This window comes from Curtobacterium flaccumfaciens, assembly GCF_018598405.1.
GTDB lineage: Bacteria > Actinomycetota > Actinomycetes > Actinomycetales > Microbacteriaceae > Curtobacterium > Curtobacterium aurantiacum.
The window spans coordinates 279,211-299,333 of sequence record NZ_JAHEWS010000001.1 but is presented as its reverse complement, the minus strand read 5'-3'; the positions used below and the strand labels follow the sequence as shown (position 1 = coordinate 299,333).

22 protein-coding genes are annotated in these 20,123 nt (G+C 72.0%); 8 read left to right on the top strand and 14 right to left on the bottom strand.

The features are described from left to right. Positions 1 to 41 precede the first annotated feature (41 nt). Both KK097_RS01500 and KK097_RS01495 read left to right on the top strand, forming a co-directional pair. Entirely contained in the window at positions 42 to 743 is a 702-nt protein-coding gene (locus tag KK097_RS01500) for an SDR family oxidoreductase (protein ID WP_214543458.1), read from the top strand. A gap of 158 nt (positions 744 to 901) precedes the next feature. Beyond that, positions 902 to 1,888, top strand: coding sequence for a matrixin family metalloprotease (locus KK097_RS01495; protein ID WP_214530657.1), 987 nt, complete (start codon positions 902 to 904; stop codon positions 1,886 to 1,888). Between the two features lie 75 nt (positions 1,889 to 1,963). Here the strand turns inward: KK097_RS01495 and KK097_RS01490 are convergent, their stop codons facing one another. Continuing rightward, complete coding sequence (locus KK097_RS01490) at positions 1,964 to 2,614, bottom strand: SDR family oxidoreductase (protein ID WP_214543457.1); 651 nt, start codon at positions 2,612 to 2,614, stop codon at positions 1,964 to 1,966. A 152-nt stretch (positions 2,615 to 2,766) separates the two neighbouring features. Here KK097_RS01490 and KK097_RS01485 point away from each other — a divergent pair, with 152 nt between their 5' ends. Beyond that, positions 2,767 to 3,252 (top strand): DUF4126 family protein, encoded by a 486-nt coding sequence (locus KK097_RS01485; protein WP_214530655.1) that lies wholly within the window; start codon positions 2,767 to 2,769, stop codon positions 3,250 to 3,252. A 97-nt stretch (positions 3,253 to 3,349) separates the two neighbouring features. Then, complete coding sequence (locus KK097_RS01480) at positions 3,350 to 4,321, top strand: NAD-dependent epimerase/dehydratase family protein (RefSeq protein WP_214543456.1); 972 nt, start codon at positions 3,350 to 3,352, stop codon at positions 4,319 to 4,321. A gap of 9 nt (positions 4,322 to 4,330) precedes the next feature. Here the strand turns inward: KK097_RS01480 and KK097_RS01475 are convergent, their stop codons facing one another. The 3 genes from KK097_RS01475 to KK097_RS01465 all read right to left on the bottom strand — a co-directional run bounded on the left by KK097_RS01475 (position 4,331) and on the right by KK097_RS01465 (position 7,835). Next, a complete protein-coding gene (locus KK097_RS01475; protein WP_214530653.1) occupies positions 4,331 to 5,524 on the bottom strand; it encodes an MFS transporter in 1,194 nt (397 codons plus the stop codon). Positions 5,525 to 5,743: 219 nt separating this feature from the next. Next, on the bottom strand, positions 5,744 to 6,622 hold the full coding sequence (locus KK097_RS01470) for a helix-turn-helix transcriptional regulator (RefSeq protein ID WP_214543455.1): 879 nt from the start codon (positions 6,620 to 6,622) through the stop codon (positions 5,744 to 5,746). A 55-nt stretch (positions 6,623 to 6,677) separates the two neighbouring features. Then, on the bottom strand, positions 6,678 to 7,835 hold the full coding sequence (locus KK097_RS01465) for a PQQ-dependent sugar dehydrogenase (protein ID WP_214543454.1): 1,158 nt from the start codon (positions 7,833 to 7,835) through the stop codon (positions 6,678 to 6,680). Between the two features lie 109 nt (positions 7,836 to 7,944). On the opposite strand from KK097_RS01465, the gene KK097_RS01460 reads away from it, so the two are divergent. Both KK097_RS01460 and KK097_RS01455 read left to right on the top strand, forming a co-directional pair. Then, complete coding sequence (locus KK097_RS01460; protein WP_214543453.1) at positions 7,945 to 8,343, top strand: (R)-mandelonitrile lyase; 399 nt, start codon at positions 7,945 to 7,947, stop codon at positions 8,341 to 8,343. Further along, entirely contained in the window at positions 8,340 to 9,011 is a 672-nt protein-coding gene (locus KK097_RS01455) for an SDR family NAD(P)-dependent oxidoreductase (RefSeq protein WP_214543452.1), read from the top strand. The genes KK097_RS01460 and KK097_RS01455 overlap by 4 nt, the downstream gene beginning before the upstream one ends. Before the next feature lie 143 nt (positions 9,012 to 9,154). Here the strand turns inward: KK097_RS01455 and KK097_RS01450 are convergent, their stop codons facing one another. The 7 genes from KK097_RS01450 to KK097_RS01420 form a co-directional block, all read right to left on the bottom strand. Then, positions 9,155 to 11,977: an ABC transporter permease gene (locus KK097_RS01450; protein ID WP_214543451.1), complete on the bottom strand. Its 2,823-nt coding sequence runs from the start codon at positions 11,975 to 11,977 to the stop codon at positions 9,155 to 9,157. After that, positions 11,974 to 12,702, bottom strand: a complete 729-nt coding sequence (locus tag KK097_RS01445; RefSeq protein WP_027466859.1) for an ABC transporter ATP-binding protein — start codon at positions 12,700 to 12,702, stop codon at positions 11,974 to 11,976. The genes KK097_RS01450 and KK097_RS01445 overlap by 4 nt, the downstream gene beginning before the upstream one ends. After that, complete coding sequence (locus tag KK097_RS01440; RefSeq protein WP_250896308.1) at positions 12,699 to 13,304, bottom strand: PadR family transcriptional regulator; 606 nt, start codon at positions 13,302 to 13,304, stop codon at positions 12,699 to 12,701. The genes KK097_RS01445 and KK097_RS01440 overlap by 4 nt, the downstream gene beginning before the upstream one ends. A gap of 158 nt (positions 13,305 to 13,462) precedes the next feature. Further along, complete coding sequence (locus KK097_RS01435; RefSeq protein WP_214530648.1) at positions 13,463 to 14,344, bottom strand: aldo/keto reductase; 882 nt, start codon at positions 14,342 to 14,344, stop codon at positions 13,463 to 13,465. A gap of 87 nt (positions 14,345 to 14,431) precedes the next feature. Continuing rightward, complete coding sequence (locus KK097_RS01430) at positions 14,432 to 15,019, bottom strand: YdeI/OmpD-associated family protein (protein WP_214543450.1); 588 nt, start codon at positions 15,017 to 15,019, stop codon at positions 14,432 to 14,434. A 228-nt stretch (positions 15,020 to 15,247) separates the two neighbouring features. Continuing rightward, positions 15,248 to 15,790, bottom strand: a complete 543-nt coding sequence (locus tag KK097_RS01425; protein ID WP_214543449.1) for an acyl-CoA thioesterase — start codon at positions 15,788 to 15,790, stop codon at positions 15,248 to 15,250. A gap of 123 nt (positions 15,791 to 15,913) precedes the next feature. Next, the gene (locus tag KK097_RS01420) at positions 15,914 to 16,150 is read right to left on the bottom strand and encodes a hypothetical protein (protein WP_214530645.1); all 237 of its coding nucleotides are present in this window, start codon (positions 16,148 to 16,150) and stop codon (positions 15,914 to 15,916) included. Positions 16,151 to 16,261: 111 nt separating this feature from the next. Between KK097_RS01420 and KK097_RS01415 the strand changes: the two genes are divergently transcribed. Continuing rightward, positions 16,262 to 17,248: an aldo/keto reductase gene (locus KK097_RS01415; RefSeq protein ID WP_214543448.1), complete on the top strand. Its 987-nt coding sequence runs from the start codon at positions 16,262 to 16,264 to the stop codon at positions 17,246 to 17,248. A gap of 165 nt (positions 17,249 to 17,413) precedes the next feature. Here the strand turns inward: KK097_RS01415 and KK097_RS01410 are convergent, their stop codons facing one another. Together KK097_RS01410 and KK097_RS01405 are read right to left on the bottom strand one after the other, a co-directional pair. Continuing rightward, positions 17,414 to 17,896 (bottom strand): FBP domain-containing protein, encoded by a 483-nt coding sequence (locus KK097_RS01410; protein ID WP_214543447.1) that lies wholly within the window; start codon positions 17,894 to 17,896, stop codon positions 17,414 to 17,416. Between the two features lie 239 nt (positions 17,897 to 18,135). Further along, positions 18,136 to 18,843, bottom strand: coding sequence for a class I SAM-dependent methyltransferase (locus KK097_RS01405; RefSeq protein WP_214543446.1), 708 nt, complete (start codon positions 18,841 to 18,843; stop codon positions 18,136 to 18,138). A gap of 38 nt (positions 18,844 to 18,881) precedes the next feature. Between KK097_RS01405 and KK097_RS01400 the strand changes: the two genes are divergently transcribed. Beyond that, the gene (locus KK097_RS01400) at positions 18,882 to 19,085 is read left to right on the top strand and encodes a hypothetical protein (protein ID WP_017887883.1); all 204 of its coding nucleotides are present in this window, start codon (positions 18,882 to 18,884) and stop codon (positions 19,083 to 19,085) included. A 63-nt stretch (positions 19,086 to 19,148) separates the two neighbouring features. Here KK097_RS01400 and KK097_RS01395 read toward each other — a convergent pair whose 3' ends face one another. Beyond that, complete coding sequence (locus KK097_RS01395; RefSeq protein WP_214543445.1) at positions 19,149 to 20,060, bottom strand: helix-turn-helix transcriptional regulator; 912 nt, start codon at positions 20,058 to 20,060, stop codon at positions 19,149 to 19,151. Positions 20,061 to 20,123 lie beyond the last annotated feature (63 nt).

The window sequence follows — 20,123 nt, the reverse complement described above, 5'->3', positions numbered from 1 at the left end:
GAGCCACCGTGGGACACACCCGCGCGGCAGGAGGAGACACCATGGACATCGCTGGATCGGTCGCACTCGTCACCGGCTCGAACCGCGGCATCGGACGCCGCTTCGCCCTGGAGCTGCTGGAGCGCGGGGCCACCAAGGTCTACGCGACCGCACGCCGCCCCGAGCTCGTCGACGTCGAGGGCGTCATCGCGCTGCCCCTCGACATCACCGACCAGGCATCGGTCGACGCCGTGGCCGCCGCTGCGGGTGACGTCACGCTGCTCGTCAACAACGCGGGCATCTCCACGCAGGGGTCCCTGGTGACCGACGACCTGACCATCGTGCGCGCGGCGATGGACACGCACTTCTGGGGCAGCCTGTCGATGATCCGCGCCTTCGCGCCGGTCATCGAGCGGAACGGCGGCGGCGCGATCGTCAACGTGCTGTCGGCGCTGTCGTGGTTCGCGGCCCCCGGTGCCGGTGGGTACGCGGCGGCGAAGGCGGCCGAGTGGAACATGACGAACGCGGTCCGGCTCGAGCTCGCCGACCGCGGCATCAGCGTGCAGGGCCTCCACCTCGGCGCGGCCGACACCGACATGATGGCCGACTACGACGGCCCGAAGACGGACCCGACCGACGTGGCACGCTTGGCGCTGGACGGTGTGGAGCAGGGCACGGCCGAGGTGCTGGTCGACGACTGGAGCCGCATGGTGAAGGCGTCGCTCGCCGACGCACCGGAGCGCTTCTACTCGCAGATGGCCTGAGCATCCCCCGGCGGCTGGGCACGCGCCCCTGACCGGACACGCGCCCCTGACTGGGGGCGTGTCCTCGCAGCGCAGTCCTGGACCCGGTGCGGGGTCATCAGCGAGCATGGACCCCGATCAGGAACGGGGGGCACGTCGCCCGCCGCTGGAAGGGAACCATGCGTCCAGTCAGGAACGCACTCAGCGCCGGGGCGATCGTCGCGATCCTCGCAGGCCTCACCATCACCGCGGCACCCGCCCAGGCGGCGACCCCGGGGGCCGGCACGAGCTGTGCCCCCGGGACGCTCTCGGTGCAGACGCTCGAGACCGGCTGCACGGCGACGTCCGGCACCGTCGTCACGCCCGACGGCCGCACCTTCGCGCTCCCCGCACCGGGTGAGAGCGTCATGGCGAGCAGCTCGGCCGCGCCCGGCGCAGCCGAACTCGCCGACGTCCTCATCGCGAACAACGGCTCGGCCGGTGTCGCCGTCCGCGTCGACGAGGCCTGGACCGGCTCGGCCCCCGCCGTCGAGCAGGAGCGCGCCCAGAGCGCGACCGCCACGACCCAGGCGGCCCCGAGCGCCGCGACCGCCGCGAGCACGAAGTGCACGAGCACGGCGTGGGCCCCGTCCGGCTACAGCTGGGCGAGCACGGTGAAGTGGTACTACAACCAGACCGACCAGAAGTCGACGTACGCCAAGGACGCCCTGCGCAAGGGAGCGAACGCGTGGATCGGCACGATCTCGGCCTGCGACCGCACCGTGACGTCGACGGCCAAGAACGACTACCTGCGCCTCGCGACCCAGAAGCCCAACCTCACCGACCAGGGCGGCTGCTCGCGGAACAACGGCTACAACGTGATGGGCTGGGGCAAGCTGCCCACCGGCACGCTCGGCGTGACCTGCGTCTGGTTCGACGGCAACGGCAACGCCCGTGAAGCCGACCAGCGCTACGCCACGGGCTTCAAGTGGAGCTCGACGGCCACCTGCTCGGGTGCACGCTTCGACACCCAGGTCGTCGCGACGCACGAGTGGGGCCACCTGTACGGCCTCGACCACGTCGCAACCGGCACCGGTCAGGTCATGGAGCCGTCCGGCGGGTACTGCGAGCTCGAGGGGCGCACGCTCGGCCGCGGTGACATGACGGGCATCTCGACGCTCTACTGAGCTCGACGCTCTCGTGGGACAGCGACGGGGTCGCGGCGGAGAACCGCCGCGACCCCGTTCGTCTGTGGGTCTCGCTCAGACCGCGTCGGCGCGCAGGAAATCCGCCACCGGGGTCGACCCCGTGTTGAAGCGGAAGGTGTTGCCGGCCGTGCCGGGGTTCTCGACGACGTCGGCGAGCACGTGCGCCACGTCGCCGCGCGGCACCTGGGTCGACGAACCGTCCCAGTCCACGGACCCGGTCGGCTCGTCGTCGGTCAGGGTGCTCGGCGCGACGATCGTCCACTGCAGCCCCGAGTCGCGGAGCACGGCGTCGGCGATCATCTTGGACTGCGCGTACGCGAAGAAGTCCTGGTCCTGCGGGATCCCGTGGTCGAGCTGCGAGCCCGAGAACGACACCATCACGTAGCGGTCGACCCCGGCCTGCTTCGCGCCCTGGATCGACAGGACGGCGGCGTCGCGGTCGATGGCCCACGTGCGGTCCACGGAACCGCCACCGGCACCGGCCGACCAGACCACGGCGTCGTGCCCGCGGACGAGCTCGGCGAAGTCGTCCAGGGTCAGCTGCTGGATGTCGGCGAGGTGCGGCTCGCCGCCGTGTGCCCGGATCTCGTCGGACTGGTCGGCGTTCCGGATGACGGACGTGACCGTGTGTCCGCGCTCGGACAGGATGCGGGTGGCGAGGAGTGCGACCTTGCCGTGGCCGCCGAAGACGATGATGTTGCTCATGGGCCGGACGCTACTCGGGGCGGCTCCGTGCCCGGGGAACGCCGGCGATGGCGCCTGGCGCCCGGCGCGTCTCGTGCGTCTCGTGCGTCTCGATGCTCGGAACACCCGAGGTCAGCGTGCGTACCGTCGGGGGCAACACGACAGGAGTCACGATGAGCAAGCAGCACGAGCAGCACACCCTGGTCCGCACCCTGGTCCTCGGCATCCTGAGCGGCGGCCGGAGTGCCACCCCGCTCGCCGTCCTCGCACTGAACCACGACCGGTCCTCGCTGAAGGGTTCGTGGCAGCAGTGGAAGGTCTTCAGCACCCCGGTCGGTCGCGGGCTGCTCGTGGCCTCCGCCGTCGGTGAGCTCATCGGCGACAAGCTGCCGAAGACCCCGAACCGCATCGCCCCGTCCGCGCTGCTCGGCCGCGTCGCGTCCGGTGCCCTCGCCGGCGCCGCGCTCGGCACCACGGGCAAGCGCGACCTGCGCATCGAGGGTGCGATCCTCGGTGGCGTCGGCGCCCTCGTCGGCAGCTTCGTCGGCTGGGGTGCGCGCAAGCTCCTCGGGGGCGCGGGCCTGCCCGACCCCGTCGTCGCGCTCGCCGAGGACGCCGCGACCATCGCCGGCTCCGTGAAGGTCATCACCGCCGACTGAGCGTGCCGCTTGCGCGTTTCGTGAGCAGGTCGGGTCGCGCCGCCGCACCCGACCGTTCCTGCTCACGATCCGCACGCCTCGGCCTACGGTGGCCCCCATGCACATCGTCGTCATCGGAGCCACCGGCCACATCGGCTCGTTCCTGGTCCCCCGTCTCGTCCGGTCAGGCCACCGGGTCACCGCCGTCAGCCGCGGCACGAGCATCCCGTACGCCGACGCCCCGGAGTGGGAGCAGGTCGAGCGGGTCACCGCCGACCGCGAGCAGGAGGACCGCGACCGCACGTTCGGCAGCCGCATCGCCGCGCTCGGCGCCGACGCCGTCGTCGACCTCGTCTGCTTCACGGAATCCTCGGCCGCCGCGTTGGTCGATGCACTCCGCGGCACTGGCACGCACCTGGTGCACTGTGGCTCGATCTGGCGCGCCGGTGTCTCGCACGTGCTGCCGATCACCGAGCAGAACGCGACCTCGCCGTTCGGCGACTACGGCGTGCAGAAGGACGCCATCGCCCGGATGCTCCAGGAAGAAACCGCATCAGGCGGTTTGGTCACGACGTCGCTGCACCCCGGTCACATCAGCGGTCCGGGCTGGACGCCGATCGGTCCGCTCGGCAACCTCGACACCTCGGTGCTGACGAAGCTGTCCGCCGGCGAACCGCTCGAGGTCCCCGGTCTCGGCGCCGAGACGATGGCCCACGTGCACGCCGACGACGTCGCGCAGGCGTTCCAGCTCGCGGTCGAGCACCGCGACGCAGCGGCCGGCGAGGACTTCTTCATCACCGCTCCGACGGCGCTCACCGCGCGCGGGTACGCCCACCTGGCAGCGTCGTGGTTCGGCCAGGAGGCCCGTCTCGACCCCGTCGCGTGGGACCGGTTCCGCGAGACCACGGCTCCAGAGCACGCGGACGCCAGCTGGGAGCACCTGTCCCGCAGCCAGGTCTTCAGCACCGAGAAGGCTGCCCGTCTGCTCGGCTACGCCCCGGCGTTCACCGCCGAGGAGACCGTGCTGGACGCCGTGCGTTGGCTCGTCGACCACGGCGAGCTCGAGGTCGCGAACCCCCTGGTCCCCTGAGCCCCGGGGTCAGGCGCGTTCCGGCTCGACCACGAGCCCCCGGTTCCGGTGCACGACCCAGACCGTCGCGGCGAACCCCGCCAGCACCGCGGCGCCGATCGTGACCGCCGTCCAGCCCCCGGCGTTCCACAGCACCGACGCCAGCGCCGAACCGATCGCGCCGCCGATGAAGTTCGAGGTGACGAACGCCGTGTTGAGCCGGCTCCGCGCGGCCGGGTCGACCGAGAAGAGCCGGGTCTGGTTGAGCACGTTCGCGGCCTGCACGGCGACGTCGAGCAGCAGCACGGCGAGCAGCACCACGACGATCGAGTGCGCACCGATCCCGGCGACGACCAGCGAGACGAGCAGGAGCATGATCGCTCCACCGGTGACGGGCACCGACAACCCCCGGTCGTGCAGTCGCCCGACCCGCTGCGCCGCCACGGCACCCGCGAGCCCCACCAGGCCGACCAGTCCGATGCTGCTGGTGGAGAAGTCGTAGGGGGCGCTGCTCAGCAGGAAGGTCAGGGCGGTCCAGAACATCGTGAACACGGCGAAGACCGACGAGCTGATCACCAGCGTGACCTGGACGGTCCGGTGGGTCCGGACTGCACGGAACACCGACAGGATGAGCTGCGGGTACGGCACCTTGCCGCGGGCTTCGAGCTCCGGGACGGCCCGCCGCAACAGCACGGCGAGGACGACCGCGACGACGGCGGCGAGCACGTAGATCGCACGCCACCCGAACGCGTCCGCGACCACGCCGCTGATCGTCCGCGACACCAGGATGCCGGTGAGCACCCCGGACGCGATCGTGCCGACCACGCGTCCGCGCTGCGCGGGGTCGGCGAGGTCCCCGGCCAGCGGGATGAGGAGCTGACCGGCGACCGTGGTGAGCCCGACCAGCGCCAGGGCGACCAGGAGCGTCGCGAAGGTCGGGGCGATCGCGGCGAGCAGCAGCGCGACGGCGGAGGCGACGAGCACCCAGGGGATGAGTCGACGGCGGTCGAGGACGTCGCCGAGCGGCACGACGAGCAGGATGCCGAGGGCGTAGCCGACCTGGGTCAGCGTGACGAGCAGCCCGGCGAGCGACGCCGAGGTGCCGAGCGACGATGCGATGTCGTCGAGCAGCGGCTGCGACCAGTACAGGTTGCCGACCGCTGCTCCGCCGGCGACGGCGAACAGCAGGGTCCGGCCCGTCGTCATCCCGTGATCCGTGCTCATGCGTCGGGTGCTCCTTCGTCCGGGAGGTCCAGCTTCTGCTGTCGACGGAACAGCGCACCCAGGTGCTACGGCCCCGGTGTCGTTCATGCGCTGGTCGCGCCCTTCCTCGTCGTGATGGTGGACAGCCGGCACGGCGGTGCGACGCGACCGGCACCGGTCTGGAGGCGCGGTGCGGGCCCGCGCCGCGCCTCCAGACCGTGGGTGGTCGCGACCACCGCGTCAGGCGAGTTGGCGCGCCCGTTCCGCGATGCCCTCGGTCGCCGCCCATGAGGCCAGCACCCGCAGGGCGTCGGCCGTCGGGCTGCCCGGCGTCGCCGGGTAGATGGTGAGCGCGAGCCCCGGGTCCTCGGCGAGTTCGAGCGTCTGGAAGTGGAGTTCCATCGGGCCGACCACGCTGTGCCGGAACGCCTTGACGCCGGCGTAGTGGCGTCGGACGTCGTGTGCCGCCCAGAGCTCGCGGAAGTCGTCGCTCCGCATCGACAGCTCGCCGATCAGTGCAGCGAGGTCCTTGTCGTTCGGCGTCCGGCCCGCTTCGCGGCGCAGGATCGCGACGTTCGTGTGCGCGGCCCGCTGCCAGTCCTGGTAGAAGTTCCGCGCCTGCGGGTCGAGGAAGATGAAGCGCGAGAAGTTCATCGGCCGTGCCGGTGCCGCGACCAGGTCCGAGTGCATCGCGAAGCCGAGCGCGTTCGCCGCGACGATGTCCTGCCGGTTGTTGATGATCATCGCCGGGGCGTCCGTGACCACGTCGAGCAGGTACTGCAGCTCGGGCCGGACGGCGGCCACCGGGACGACGCGACCGGCGCGGCGGGGGGTCTCGTTCTGGTGCCGCGCGAGGTCGCGCAGGTGCTCGTGCTCGGCGGCGTCGAGCTGCAGCGCCCGGCCGATGGCGTCGAGCACGCTGTCCGAGACGCCCTGCAGGTTCCCGCGTTCGAGCCGCGTGTAGTAGTCGATGCTGACGCCGGCCAGGCGTGCGACCTCTTCGCGACGCAGCCCGGTGACGCGACGCCGCGTGCCGAAGGTCTCGACGCCGGCCTGCTCGGGGGTGATGCGGGCGCGACGGCTGGAGAGGAAGTCGCGCGCTTCGTCGCGGTGGTTCATGCCGTCACGGTACTTCGCGCGGTTCCGCGCGAGCGAGGGGCTGCGGGAACCCCTTTCACGCGCGCGTGAACGGGACGGAGACGATCCGGTCGTCTCCGCTCGACGGTGTCCCGCGGCCGTCGGTGTTGTTCGTGACGAACCAGAGGGTGTCCGACGGGCCCTCGAGCACGGTGCGGATGCGGCCGAAGTCGCCCGCGAAGTACTCGGTCGCGGTGCCGGGTTCGTCGGCGGGGATCGCCCGCAGCACCTCGCCGCGCAGGTTGGCGACGAACACCGTGTCGTCGATGACGGCCAGGCCGCTCGGAGACGCCTCGTCGGTGGACCACTGCTGCACGGGGTCGACGAAGCCCTGGTCCTCGCCACCGGTGCCCTCGACCTCGGGCCAGCCGTAGTTCGACCCGGGCTCGATGACGTTGAGCTCGTCGCGGGTGTTCTCCCCGAACTCCGACGCGAACATCGTGCCGTCCGACGACCAGCCCATGCCCTGCACGTTGCGGTGTCCGAGGGTCCACACCGGCGACCCGTCGATCGGGTTGTCGGCGGGGACGTCGCCGTCCGGGGTGAGCCGCAGGATCTTGCCCGCGAGCGACTCCTCGTCCTGCGCGTCCGTGCTCGCACCGGCGTCCCCGACGCTCGCGTAGAGCATGTCGTCGGGCCCGAACGCGATCCGCCCGCCGTCGTGGAACGTGTTCTTCGGCAGGCCGTCGATGATCGTCGTCGCCTCGCCGAGCCCCCACGACCCGGTGCTCCCCGTCAGCTCGTACCGCTGGATCCGGTTGCCGTCGTCCGCCGTCGAGTACACGAACAGGTCGTCGTCGTGCAGTGCGAGTCCGAGCAGGCCGCCCTCGCCGCCGTGGCTGACGCCGTCGACCGTGCCGACCTCGCGGGTGGAGCCGTCGGACCGCAGCTCGAGCACCCGGGCCGAGTCGCGCTCGCTGACCAGCGCGTCGCCGTCGCGACCGGTCAGGACCACCGACCAGGGGGCCTCCAGGCCGGTGACCACGTCGGTGGTGTCACCGTCGAGCGCCACCTGACCGGCCGACAGGTCGGCGGGCGCGCTCGCGCGGGCCGACGGCGAACCGACCCGGTCGGATCCGTCCCGCTCTGCTCCGTCGCCACTCGTGCAGGCGGCGAGGGCCAGCGTCGCGACGGCGGCGAGGCCGGCCACCGACCAGAGGCGGCGGCTGCGGGGCGTTCCGGCGGGTGTGTCCACGATGATCCTCCCGGGTCGTGCGTCGATCACACACGCCGTCGTCGGGAAACCCCTGAGGGGGTCTGCCGGCACCTCCCGACGGTGCGCACACCGGCCTACCGTCGTCGGCATGCAGATCCAACCGAAGCAGCCGACCGTCAAGAACCCGGCGGCGCATTTCACCGGAGACGTGTACCTCGACGCGATCGCCTCGCCCCAGGAGCCCGGTCAGACGATGACCGTCGCCAAGGTCCGGTTCCTGCCCGGCGCCCGCACCGCCTGGCACGCGCACGCCAAGGGCCAGACCCTGCACGTCACCGAGGGCGTCGCGTGGATGGGCACCCGGGACGGCCGCGTCATCGAGGTGCAGGCTGGACAGACCGTCTACACGCCGGCCGGCGAGGAACACTGGCACGGCGCGACCCCGACGGACTACATGGAACACCTCGCGATGCTCGAGGCCGCCGACGACCCGGCGACCACCACCACCTGGCTCGAGCACGTGAGCGACGAGGAGTACACCGCATGACCACCATCGCCATCGTCGGGGCCGGCAAGGGCCTCGGCCTCGCCGTCGCCGAGCGCTTCGCCCGCGAGGGCTTCGCCGTCGCCCTGATCTCCCGCAACCAGGACCGCCTGGACGGGCTCGCCGCGGAACTGCGCGAACGCGGCCACACCGCAGCCGGCTTCGCCGCGAACGTCCGCGACGGGGACTCCCTGCGCACCGCACTCGAGCGCGCCACCGAGCAGCTCGGCCCCATCGAGGTGCTGCAGTACAGCCCACTGCCCGCCAAGGAGTACATGCGGCCCGTGCTCGAGACCACGGCGGACGACCTGGTCGGCCCGATCGAGTTCTCGGTCTACGGCTCGGTCAACGCCGTCCGCCAGGTGCTGCCCGGCATGCGCGCGCTCGGCCACGGCACGATCCTGTTCGTGAACGGCGGCAGCGCGGTCCGACCGGGAGCCCGCGTCACCGGCACGTCCGTCGCCTTCGCGGCCGAGAGCGCCTACGCGCAGCTGCTGCACGACGCCGTCCGCGACGAGGACGTCCACGTCGGCCAGCTCATCATCCCGTTCGGCATCGACGACGGGCAGCCCGAGCACTCCGGGGAGTCCATCGCCGACCGCCTGTGGGCGATCCACACGGAGCGCGGCGACTTCCGCACCTACGCGGAGGCGCTGCCCGAGCTCGCGTGAGCGCGGCGCTCGCCGCTTCGTGAGCAGGAATGGTCGGGTCCGGCACAGCGACCCGACCATTCCTGCTCACCATGTGACGGACTGGAGGCCCGTGGCGACGCCGCCACGGGCCTCCAGTCCGTCCCGTGTGTGCGTGACGCGAGTCAGTGCGCCCGTCGCACCGCCACCCGGCGCCGACCCCGCGAGGTCAGCCACGCCCCGGCGGTCACCACGAGGGGCAGGCCGATCGCGAGCAGGGCCAGTACCGGCCAGTCCGCCACGAAGGGCATGTGGTTCACCCCGACCGGACTCTCGGTGAACCGCAGGGTCAGGGCGCGGATCGGCAGGAGCCCGAGGAGCGTCCCGATCACCGAGCCGACCGTCGCCAGGATCGCCGCCTGCCAGGTCGACACCCCTCGGCGCAGGCGCGGGGCGGCACCGATGGCGTCGAGCACCTCGTCGTCCCGCCGGCCGTCGGACCGTGCGAGCCCGATCGCCACCGCCGTCGCTCCGATGGTGACGGCCGCGGCCAGGGCGAGCACGATCGCCCGGATGAGCGCATCGCTGTCGGTCGGACCGGCCTCGTAGGCGAACGCAGGGCCGCTCCACCGTGCACGGTCGTCGCCGCCGAAGCTCTGCCACGCCGAGCTCAGCTCGTCCGACTGCACCGGCTCAATGTCCTGCGGCAACGTCGTGACGAGCATGCCGTCGACCACGGGGACGCCGTAGTGCTCTGCGGTGGCCTTCGTCATGAAGACGCCGACCTGGATCCGCGGGGTCTGCACGTCGAGCACGGCCGGGATCGACACGCTGGCAGCCGGTCGGCTGCGCTCCGTGAGCGGCTTGCTGTCCCACGTGCGGTCGTGGAAGGTGTCGATGCGGACCGCACCGTCGTGGGCGTACTCCGGCCAGAGCGACACGGCCTGCCCGCCCTCGAGCGCGTCCCGCACGGCGGCGGACGGCCGGTGTCCGGTGAGCACGGCGTAGTCGTCGACGGTCCCGGTCCAGATGTGCGGGCTCGACACGCTCGCCGTGTCCAGGTAGTACGAGCAGCTCGTGGTGTCGTTCACCGGGCAGTCGTACGGGGTCCACCGGTGCGGGACCGTGATGGTCGACGGGGCCTCGCCGGGCGTCTCCTGCGCGACGCCGAGCACCCGGATGCGGTCCTGGTCGAACACCCCGGCCACCACCTTCGCCGCGTGCGCGGTCAGCGCTGCGTCGTGGCGGCCGGTGGCACCGCCCTCCTCCGTCTCGGTCTGCACCTCGGACGTCGCGACCCCGACGGCGGTCCGGTACTCGTAGCCGCGGACGTACTGGGCGTGGGTCGAGGCGCTCCACGTGATGACGACCGACGCCACGAACACGACGCTCATCACGCTCGCGAGCACCGGCACCGTGCGCACCGGGTTGCGACGGGCGTCACGGGCGGCCAGCCGTGCGGACAGCCCAGCCCGAGCGGTGAGCCGGGTCACCAGGGCGAGCAGCCACGGTGAGCAGACGGCGATCCCGAGCTGGATCAGGCACGGACCGATCGCGACGCCGGCACCGACGACGAACGCCCAGCGGTCCTCCTGCACCGGGCGGTCGTTGAGCATGAGCACGCCGACGCCGCACGCCATCGTCATCACGGCTCCGAGGACCATGAGCAGCGGACCCCAGATGCGCCGCCGACGACGGGCCGGACGGCTCACCGGCACGGGACGGAGCGAGCCCCGCAGCGCCGCGAGCACGTTGATCCGGGTGGCCGACCGTGCGGCGACGAGTGCGGAGACGAGTCCGGCGAGCACGCCGGCCACGGCGATCGACAGCAGCAGGAGCGGCGGCACGTGCAACCCGGGGAACGACACCACGTTGCCGTTGTCGATCAATCGGAACGCGAGCACGCCGATGCCGGTGCCGACCGCGACCCCGAGGACCGCGCCGACGAGCCCGAGCACCAGGCCGGAGCCGGCGACGATCGTGCGGACGAACCGCTTGTCACCGCCGACGCTCGTGACGATGGCGTAGGAGCGGGTGTCCGCCCGGGTGCCGACCAGGAACGCAGCCCCGGCGAGCAGGGCGACCTCGAACATCGCGAAGACGCCGAGCAGCGCCATCGCGCCGAGGTACCAGCCGAGCGACGAGCCCGCGGCACCACCCGGCAGGCGGGCGTCCGGCGGATCGAGCACGACCGGCCGCGACTGCACGACGATGCCGTGCGCGTTGAGCTGCCGGATCTCGGACCACGTCGGGGCGTCCGACGGCAGGTACACGGTGACGTCGGTGAGCCCGGCGTCGTCGGTGGTGTCGGTCGTCGAGAGCGTCGTGCCCCAGGGCAGGAACACGCCCTGCGAACCCGGGTCCGTCCCCAGGTCGGTCATGGTGCCGGTGATCGTGAAGCGCTTGGTGACCGGGTCGGTCAGGTCCACCGCGTCGCCGATCTGCGCCCCGAGCCGGTCGAGCGTCGCGGGCGTGACCATGAGCTCGCTGCGGGTGGTCGGCCTCGAGCCGTCGAGCACGTGCCAGTGCCCCTCGAGCGACGGGTCCCAGACGCTGCCTTCCACGGCCGTCAGCCCGATCGGACCCTTCGGCCCCTGGAGCACGACGGGCGCGCCGCCGACCGGGATCGCCAGCGCGCCGTCGGGCACGTGGGCCAGGACGTTCGCGAAGGGCGAGTCCTCGTCCGACTTCGTGACGGGGCTGTTCTTCTTCGAGTCCGTGGACTGCCACTCGACGGGGTCCTGCACCATGCCGGGCAGGTCCGGACCGGACACCCGCATCTGCGCCGATGCCTGGCCGAGGTCGTGGTCGAGCTGCTCGGTGACCGTGGCCTGCGTCGACTGCACCACGACGGCGACGGCGGCGAACCCGGCGGTGGGGATCCCGATGAGCGCGATGATCAGTGCCGCGCGGCCCGCCTTCGCGAACGCCAGCCGACGCCCCAGTCGGAGCGCCGGTCGGAGGGCGAACGGCGTCCGGGTGGTCCCGTCACGCCGACCGTGGCTCACGACGCGGTCCGGTCCGTCAGTGCTGCTTCGACACCCGAGTACACGGTCTCGTCGACCACACGGCCGTCGCGCAGGAACACGATGCGGTCCGCCCAGGCGGCGTGCCGGGCGTCGTGGGTGACCAGGAGCGCTCCGGCTCCGGCGTCGACGTGCCGACGGAGCATGCGGAGCACGACCTCGCCGGTCTGCGAGTCGAGCGCACCCGTCGGCTCGTCGGCGAGCACGAGTCGACGCTCACCGACCACGCCGCGGGCGATCGCCACGCGCTGCTGCTGTCCGCCGGACAGGTCGTCCGGGTAGGCGTCGGCACGGTGCGACAACTCGACGTTGTCGAGCGCGAGCTCCGCGGCACGGCGGGCCTGCGAGGCCTTCCACCCGTCGAGCTCGAGCGGCAGCGCCACGTTCTCGACCGCGGTCAGCGAGGGGATCAGGTTGAAGTCCTGGAACACGAAGCCGATCAGTCGGCGTCGCAGCGCCGCGAGCTCCTTGGCGGGACGGTCGGACACGAAGGCGCCGTCGATCAGCACCTCACCGCTCGTGGGCGGGAGCAGGGTGCCGGCGCAGGCGAGCAGCGTCGACTTCCCCGAGCCCGAGGTGCCCATCACGGCCACCATCTCGCCGCGCTCGACCCGCAGGTCGATGCCGGCCAGTGCCGTGACGGCCTTCGCACCGGATCCGTAGTGCACGCTCACGGCGTCGAGCTGCAGGAGCGGTGCGGCGGTCACCGTGCACTCCCCGCACCGGCAGGGGCAGCGGCAGACGATGCGGCAGCACCGGCAGCACCGGCAGCGGTCGGCGTCGCCGGGTGCTCGTCCGGCCGGTACCGCGCCACGCTCGACTCCACGTGGTCGAGCCAGCGCACCTCGGCCTCGGCCTGGAACACCATCGACTCGAGCACGAGCGACCATGCCAGGTCCGTCTCCGGATCGGTCGTGCGCTTCAGCCGGGTCAGGTCCTGCAGGTTGCGGATCGCGGCACCGCGCTGCACCTGCACCAGCCGGGCAACGTCGACCCCGGGCACCGTGACCGCGAGGGCGAACTTGATCGCCAGCTCGTCGCGGCCGCGCTTGGCCGGCACGGGCTCGCTGAACCAGCGGGCCACTTCCTCGCGGCCGGAGTCGGTCGCGGTGTAGACGACGTGTCCGTCGTCGTCGGTGTCGCCGCGGGCCACGAGGCCGTCGCGTTCCAGGCGGTCGAGGGTCGTGTAGACCTGGCCGATGTTCAGCGGCCAGCTCCCGCCGGTGCGGTGCTCGAACTCCCCCCGGAGCTGGTACCCGTAGCCGGGTCCGCCCACCAACAGCGCGAGTACGCCCATCCGAACGCTCATGACACTTCCCCTGTCTCGGGCCACCGTGGCCATACTGAGTATCCACATACCCGGTATGCCTGCGCAAGCGCGGATCTGGACAGGGCGGAAAAGCGGACGGGAGGCGCGGTGCCAGCTGGCACCGCGCCTCCCGTCCGTCTGCTGGTCACGTCCCGGGGTCAGTGACCCAGCTTCGCCAGCTCCTCGAACTCGTCGTCGGTCAGCTCGACGGTGGCACCCGCGAGGTTGTCCTCCAGGTGCGCGACGCTCGACGTGCCGGGGATCGGCAGCATCACCGGGGAGCGCTTGAGCAGCCAGGCGAGCGCGAGCTGCGCCGGGGTGGCGCCCTTGCGCTCGGCGATCTCGGTGAGCGGCGAGTCCTCGCCGGTCAGGCCGCCCGTGGCCAGGGGGAACCACGGGATGAAGCCGATGCCCTGCTCTTCGGACCAGTCGAGCAGTGCCTCCGAGGAACGGTCGGTGAGGTTGTAGAGGTTCTGCACGGAGACGATCGTGGCGATCTCCTGCGCGGCCTTGACCTCGTCGACGGAGACCTCGGAGAGACCGATGTGGCGGATCTTGCCCTCGTCCTGCAGCTTCTTCAGCTCACCGACCTGGTCCTCGAGCGGGACCTTCGGGTCGATGCGGTGCAGCTGGAACAGGTCGATGCGCTCGAGGCCCAGGCGGCGGAGGCTCATCTCGGCCTCCTGGCGCAGGTACTCCGGGCGGCCGACCGGCGGCCACTCGTTCGGGCCGGTGCGGGTCAGGCCGGCCTTCGTCGCGATCAGGACGTCGTCGCCGTACGGGTGCAGGGCCTCCTTGAGGAGTTCCTCGGCGACGTACGGGCCGTACGAGTCGGCGGTGTCGAAGAAGTTCACACCGAGCTCGACGGCACGCTTGAGGACGCGGATCGCCTCGTCGTGGTCCTTCGGCGGTCCCCAGACGCCGGGGCCCGTGAGCTGCATGGTGCCGTAGCCGAGTCGGTTGACCTCGAGGTCGCCGCCGATGCGGAAGGTGCCGGAGGACGCGGCCGGACGGTTCGTGGTGTCAGTGCCTGTGGTCATGTCCCCGGTCTACGCCCGAAGCGTTGCCGGTCCCTGAGTCGGTGTCCCCCGACCGCTTGCCGTGTTCGCAGGTCGCGGGCGTGCGTGTCACGGGCGGGTGGGCCGTGGGTACGGGGTCTCGCCCCGTTCGAGTCCGCCGACGAGCTTGGTGAGCCGGTTGCTCCGCACGGTGGCGTTCGGGGCGGTGGTGATGCGGTGCAGCACGGCGTACCGGTTCGTCGCGTCGAGCTCGGCGAACAGTGCGGCGGCTGCGGGGACGGCGTCGAGCGCGGCCTGCAGGTCTTCGGGAACCGTGGCGGTGGCCGAGCCGGCGTAGGCGCGGTCCCACCGACCGTCGCCCTTGGCGCGCTCGATCTCGGCGTGCCCGCGCTCCCGCATCCGCCCTTCGGCGATGAGTGCCGCGACCAGGCCGAGGTTCCGCTGCGACCACAGCGAGGCCTTCCGGCGCGGGGTGAACCGCTGCCGGAACGTGTTGTCGTCACGCCCGCGCCGCTGCCCGTCGATCCAGCCGGAGCACAGGGCCTCGTCGAGGGCCGTGTCGTACGTCAGGGTCGTCGGCTCCGTGACGCCCTTCTTCGCGAGGACGAGCCAGACGCCGTCGGGTTCGGCCTCGTGGTCGTCGAGCCAGGCGCGCCACGCGGCAGGGTCCGGCAGCACCAGGTCGACGATGTCCATGCGGTCATCGTAGGGCGCTGCCGGCCGTGGGCCCGGTCGAGTTTCGCGCTGAGCGACAGTTCACGGGGTGCAGGACGCGTGAGGTGTCGCTGGGGCCGAAACCCGGACCGCGCGCACCGTCCCCGGGCCGTCGTCAGACCCAGTGCGACCGACTCCGCCGGCGATGAGCGCGCGGCGTGAGGTGGCGGTCGTCCGGCGGGAGCCTGCTGGTTCGGTCACCGGACCTGTCTACGCCGCGCTGCTGCTGATCCGGGTCGCGCTCGCCCAGTCGTGCACCCAGTCCGGCACGGTCAGGTCACGGTCCGCCCCGCCCGCGGCCTCGAGCAGCTCCGCCGTCGACACCGTCCCACCGGAGCGCCGCAGGAACCGGGCCTGCACGACGGCACGAGCCATCACGGCACCTCGTCGCACGAACGTCTGCTCGAGGTACACGGCACGGTCGTCGACCCCGAGCACGTGGGTCCGGAGCTCGAACCGCTGCCCCAGTGTCAGCGACCGCTTGTACGTGATCGTCTGCGCGGACACGACCGGGTACCAGCCGTGCTCGGAGAGCGCCGCCCAGTACCCCGAGCGGAGCATCAGGTCGAGCCGACCGAGGTCGAGCATCGACAGGTACTTGCCGTTGTTGACGTGGCGCAGCGGGTCGAGGTCGGTGGGCACGACCCGGAACGGCGTCCGCACCTCGTCCCACAGCGATGTCCGGCGTCCGGCGACCCGGGGGCGCAGACGGATGCGGAGCTGCAGCAGGAGCAGTCGGAAGTACAGGTTCACGGGACGATCACACCAGTGCGCAGAGCACCCGTGCCAGCACCTTGGAGGAACCTCACGAAGCGCGAGCACCTCGGGTGACCGCCGACCGGCGGCTCCCGACAACCGCCGGAGCGGTCAGGTGGGTCAGCCCGGGAACATCCCGCCGGCGCCGCTGCCACCCGGGTGCGCGGCCTTCGAGACCCCTTCGGCCGTCGAGCGAGCCGCGTCCGCGTCGTGCATCGCGCGCGCGCCAGCAGTGGGGTCGGAGAAGTCCTCGAGGTCCGCGAGCGCTCGCCGCCGACGACGGTTCTGCACCTCGAGCACGATGAGCAGGGCGCCGAGCACGACGACCACGGCGATGACGATCCAGACGACGACCACGACATTCCCCCGAGCCCGGGGCGTCTGCCCCGTCCCTCGCAGCGTAGCGGTGCGGAGGCGGGTACAGCCAGTGCCTCCCGCCGTCCTGTGGACCGGGAGTAGACCTGCAGCATGCAGACACGCAAGCTCGCAGACCTCGAGGTCGGCCCGATCGGCCTCGGAACCATGGGCATGAGCGCCTTCTACACGGGCGCCGGCACCGACGACGACGAGTCGATCCGCACCATCCACCGCGCGATCGACCTCGGCGTCACCCTGTTCGACACCGCCGAGGCGTACGGCCCCTACACGAACGAGGAACTCCTGCGCCGCGCGCTCGAGGGCCGCCGGGACGACGTCGTCATCGCGACGAAGTTCGGGCTGTACCACCACGAAGCCGGCGAGGAGACGCCGACCCAGCAGCGCGGCATCTCCAGCCGGCCGGAGTCCGTGCGCGAGGCCCTCGAGGGCTCCCTCCGTCGCCTCGGCACCGACCACATCGACCTCTACTACCAGCACCGCGTCGACCCGGCCGTCCCGATCGAGGACGTGATCGGTCAGCTCGCCGGCTTCGTGCAGGAGGGCAAGATCCGGCACATCGGGCTGTCCGAGGCGAGCGCGGCGACCATCCGCAAGGCCCACGCCGTCCACCCGATCACCGCGCTGCAGAGCGAGTACTCGCTGTGGACGCGCGACCCCGAAGGCGACGTCCTCGACACGCTCCGCGAGCTCGGCATCGGGCTCGTGCCGTACTCGCCGCTCGGTCGTGGGTTCCTGACGGGTGCCATCACGAAGCCGTCCGACCTGGACTCCGACGACTTCCGCCTGGCGAACCCGCGCTTCCAGCAGGAGGCGTTCGAGCAGAACATGCGCATCGTCGAGGCGGTCAAGGAGATCGCGACCGAAGCCGGCGCCACCCCGGCGCAGGTGTCGCTCGCCTGGCTGCAGGCCCAGGGCGACGACGTCGTCCCGATCCCCGGCACGAAGCGGGTCTCCCGCCTCGAGGAGAACGTCGGCGCAGCCGACCTGACCCTCACCGCGGACCAGCTGTCGCGCCTGTCGGCGCTGCCCGTCCCGACCGGCGACCGCTACCCCGACATGTCGACCATCGGCCGGTAGACGCGACCACCTGACGGCCTGGAGGCCCGTGGCGGATCCGTCACGGGCCTCCCGTCCGTCGTTCAGTCGCGTTTGCGGACGCGAGACGCCGGCGTCAGCGTCAGACGCCCCCGAATTCGGCGGCGTCTCGCTGACTCGGCGGCGTCTTCCGAGGACGCCGGCGTCTCAGACCTCGGCGGCGAAGGACGCGGCCCGGAGCTGCAGGTCCTCGATGCGCCGGAGGCGTGCGGCCTCGACGTCGTAGCCCTCGTAGGCGGGCGGCGGCAGCTTCCGCACGTTCCGCGAGCACTGGAAGTCCTGGCAGACCAGGGTGCCGACGGTGTTGCCGTTCCGTCCAGCCGGCCCGGACCGCTTCGCGCTGTAGAACGCGACGTCGTTCGGCAGCGTGACGTCCTGGCACCACGAGCACTGCGCGCGGGAGCGGGGCGAGGCCTCGGCCTGCCGGAACAGGACGCCGATCAGCTCGCCGTCCAGGGTCGGCACGACGGCGTACGCACGCCGCCCGATCTTCGGGTCGCGCCAGCCGAGGTAGTCGAGCGCGTCCCAGTCGAGCGTCTCGAAGCCGGCGGGCAGCGTGAGGTCGGACACCTCCTTGCGTGAGGCGTTGACGAAGGACGTGCGGAGGGTCTTCTCCACGATGGGGAGCATGGATGATCGCTTTCGTGCGGGCCCGGGGCGTGCGGACGCACACCGCACCGGGCGGAGGAGGTCAGGGTTCGACGAGGGCGGCCGCACCCGAGGGCACGACCGAGGGCCTCACGCCCTGATGCCGGCGATACGGGCGCCGACCACCTCCTGGAAGCTCACCCGACCAGCCTACGACCGGGTGTCAAGCCCGGGCACGGTCGGGTCTGACCGGCCAGCGCCGCCGCTATGTTCGTCCGCGGTCAGTTCGGCGTCGCCGTGACCAGGACGAGCGACCCCTCGTACGTCGGGCGGATCCGGAGCGACCCGTGCCGTCGGTCCCACTCCCCCGATTCGAGCGCGGTCCGGAGCGCCGACACCGACCGCCGCACGGTGAACTCGTCGACCAGGCCCCACGCCGGGTCCGCCCGGCGCACGCCGGGGTCGAGCAGGCGCTCGGGGCGGGCGTAGTACGCCTCGGCGAACCCGTCGACGCACGTGAACGGGATCGGCAACGGGGTGCTCGTCACGGTGTCGTCGCCCAGTGCGTCGGCGATCCGCGGCAGTGCCGGATGGCGACGGGCGTCGGCCGACAGCACCTCGGGCGCGTACTCGGCGAGCCAGGAGCGCTCGATGCGGTCGGGGTCGAACGTCAGGACCACGATGGGGCCCCGGGTCACGCGACGCGCCTCGGCGAGCACGCGTTCGAGGTCGTGCCACTCGTGCAGCGAGAACGTCGTCATCGCGGCGTCGAAGGTGTCGTCGGCGAAGGGCAGTTCTCCGGCGGGCTCCACGGCGGTCACGTCGCGATCGGTCGGCGCGTACGAAGGGGAACCGGCACCGGCACCGATGTCGAGCACGGTCCGGGCGTCTCCGAGTGCCTTCGCGACCGCGCGGGCGAACGCGGGTTCGGGCCGGCGGTGCTGCCGGTGGTCCGCGTCCCCTGCTGAGCCGTCCGTGGTCCTCGTCACGTCCCCACCCTACGAACCCGCGCTGCTATGTTCGACGGATGCTCGCAGACAGTGGTCTCGGATTCGTCGTCGTCCTCTACGCCCTGTTCGTGCTGGCGCTCGCCGTGCTGGCCGTCGCCCTCATCGTGCTCGTGTTCGCCGCGATCCGTGTGCTGCGGTTGTCGGCGACGGAGCGGCAGCTGCGCATCGAGCGGATGCGCTCGCCGGAGCTGTTCGACGGCGACGTGCCGCCCCAGGCGTGACGGTCCGGCCTCGGGGCTGACGTTCCTGACGTTCCTGACGCTCCTGGCGGTCCGGGGTCGAGGTCAGTCGACCGACTCGGACTCGGACTCCGACTCGCGCAGGGCCGCGTACTGCTCGGCCCGCTCCGTCGCCGCCCAGCTGCCGAGCAGTGCGAGTGACCGCTCGGACTCGCTGCCCGGCTCGGCCGAGTACGAGAACAACGTCAGGCCCGGGTCGGCGACCAGGTCGAGCGCCTCGTAGGACAGCCGCAGCTCCCCCACGATCGGGTGGTCGATGCGCTTCTTGCCGGTCCGCTGCATCCGGACGTCGTGGGCAGCCCACCAGCCGCGGAACTCCTCGCTCCGGGTGGAGAGCTCACCGACGAGCGTGATGAGCCCGGGCTCGCAGGGGTTCGACACCGCGGCGGTCCGGAGCACGGCCACGGCGTCCTTCGCGGTCTGCGCCCAGTCCGGGAAGAAGTCGCGGGCCGCCGGGTCGAGGAACGTGAAGCGCGCGGTGTTCACCGGGCGTCCGGGGCCGGCGAAGAGCGGTGCGTAGAGCGCACGACCGAGCTCGTTCGTCGCGACGACGTCCCCGCGCTCGTTCCGCACCCAGGCGGGTGCGCCGGTGATGGCGTCGAGGAGCCGCTGGACCCCGGGGCGCACGCGGGTCGGCACGTTCCGGTGCATGACCTTGACGCCGGAGTTCGCCAGGCGCGTGAGGTCCCACAGGTGCGCGCGCTCGTCCTCGTCGAGCTGCAGGGCGCTCGCCAGACCTTCGAGCACGCTGTCCGAGACGCCCTTGAGCGAGCCGCGCTCGAGTCGCGTGTAGTAGTCGACGCTGACGCCGGCGAGCATCGCGACCTCGTGCCGACGTAGTCCGGGGACCCGTCGGACCCCGCCGCCGAACGACGGCATGCCGACCTGCTCGGGGGTGAGCCGCGCCCGCCTGGAGGACAGGAAGTCGCGGATCTCGTTGCGCACGTCGATACCCATGGGACGAGCGTACGTGCCCGGGCCGTGCGTCCGGCAGGCACGGGCGGTACCCGTCAGGCCCCG

Bases quoted from the DNA above. Each gene is read 5' to 3' on its own strand.
- KK097_RS01500 (WP_214543458.1), top strand. From the start codon at position 42: ATGGACATCGCTGGATCGGTCGCACTCGTCACCGGCTCGAACCGCGGC.
- KK097_RS01495 (WP_214530657.1), top strand. From the start codon at position 902: ATGCGTCCAGTCAGGAACGCACTCAGCGCCGGGGCGATCGTCGCGATC.
- KK097_RS01490 (WP_214543457.1), bottom strand. From the start codon at position 2,614: ATGAGCAACATCATCGTCTTCGGCGGCCACGGCAAGGTCGCACTCCTC.
- KK097_RS01485 (WP_214530655.1), top strand. From the start codon at position 2,767: ATGAGCAAGCAGCACGAGCAGCACACCCTGGTCCGCACCCTGGTCCTC.
- KK097_RS01480 (WP_214543456.1), top strand. From the start codon at position 3,350: ATGCACATCGTCGTCATCGGAGCCACCGGCCACATCGGCTCGTTCCTG.
- KK097_RS01475 (WP_214530653.1), bottom strand. From the start codon at position 5,524: ATGAGCACGGATCACGGGATGACGACGGGCCGGACCCTGCTGTTCGCC.
- KK097_RS01470 (WP_214543455.1), bottom strand. From the start codon at position 6,622: ATGAACCACCGCGACGAAGCGCGCGACTTCCTCTCCAGCCGTCGCGCC.
- KK097_RS01460 (WP_214543453.1), top strand. From the start codon at position 7,945: ATGCAGATCCAACCGAAGCAGCCGACCGTCAAGAACCCGGCGGCGCAT.
- KK097_RS01455 (WP_214543452.1), top strand. From the start codon at position 8,340: ATGACCACCATCGCCATCGTCGGGGCCGGCAAGGGCCTCGGCCTCGCC.
- KK097_RS01440 (WP_250896308.1), bottom strand. From the start codon at position 13,304: ATGAGCGTTCGGATGGGCGTACTCGCGCTGTTGGTGGGCGGACCCGGC.
- KK097_RS01435 (WP_214530648.1), bottom strand. From the start codon at position 14,344: ATGACCACAGGCACTGACACCACGAACCGTCCGGCCGCGTCCTCCGGC.
- KK097_RS01430 (WP_214543450.1), bottom strand. From the start codon at position 15,019: ATGGACATCGTCGACCTGGTGCTGCCGGACCCTGCCGCGTGGCGCGCC.
- KK097_RS01415 (WP_214543448.1), top strand. From the start codon at position 16,262: ATGCAGACACGCAAGCTCGCAGACCTCGAGGTCGGCCCGATCGGCCTC.
- KK097_RS01410 (WP_214543447.1), bottom strand. From the start codon at position 17,896: ATGCTCCCCATCGTGGAGAAGACCCTCCGCACGTCCTTCGTCAACGCC.
- KK097_RS01400 (WP_017887883.1), top strand. From the start codon at position 18,882: ATGCTCGCAGACAGTGGTCTCGGATTCGTCGTCGTCCTCTACGCCCTG.
- KK097_RS01395 (WP_214543445.1), bottom strand. From the start codon at position 20,060: ATGGGTATCGACGTGCGCAACGAGATCCGCGACTTCCTGTCCTCCAGG.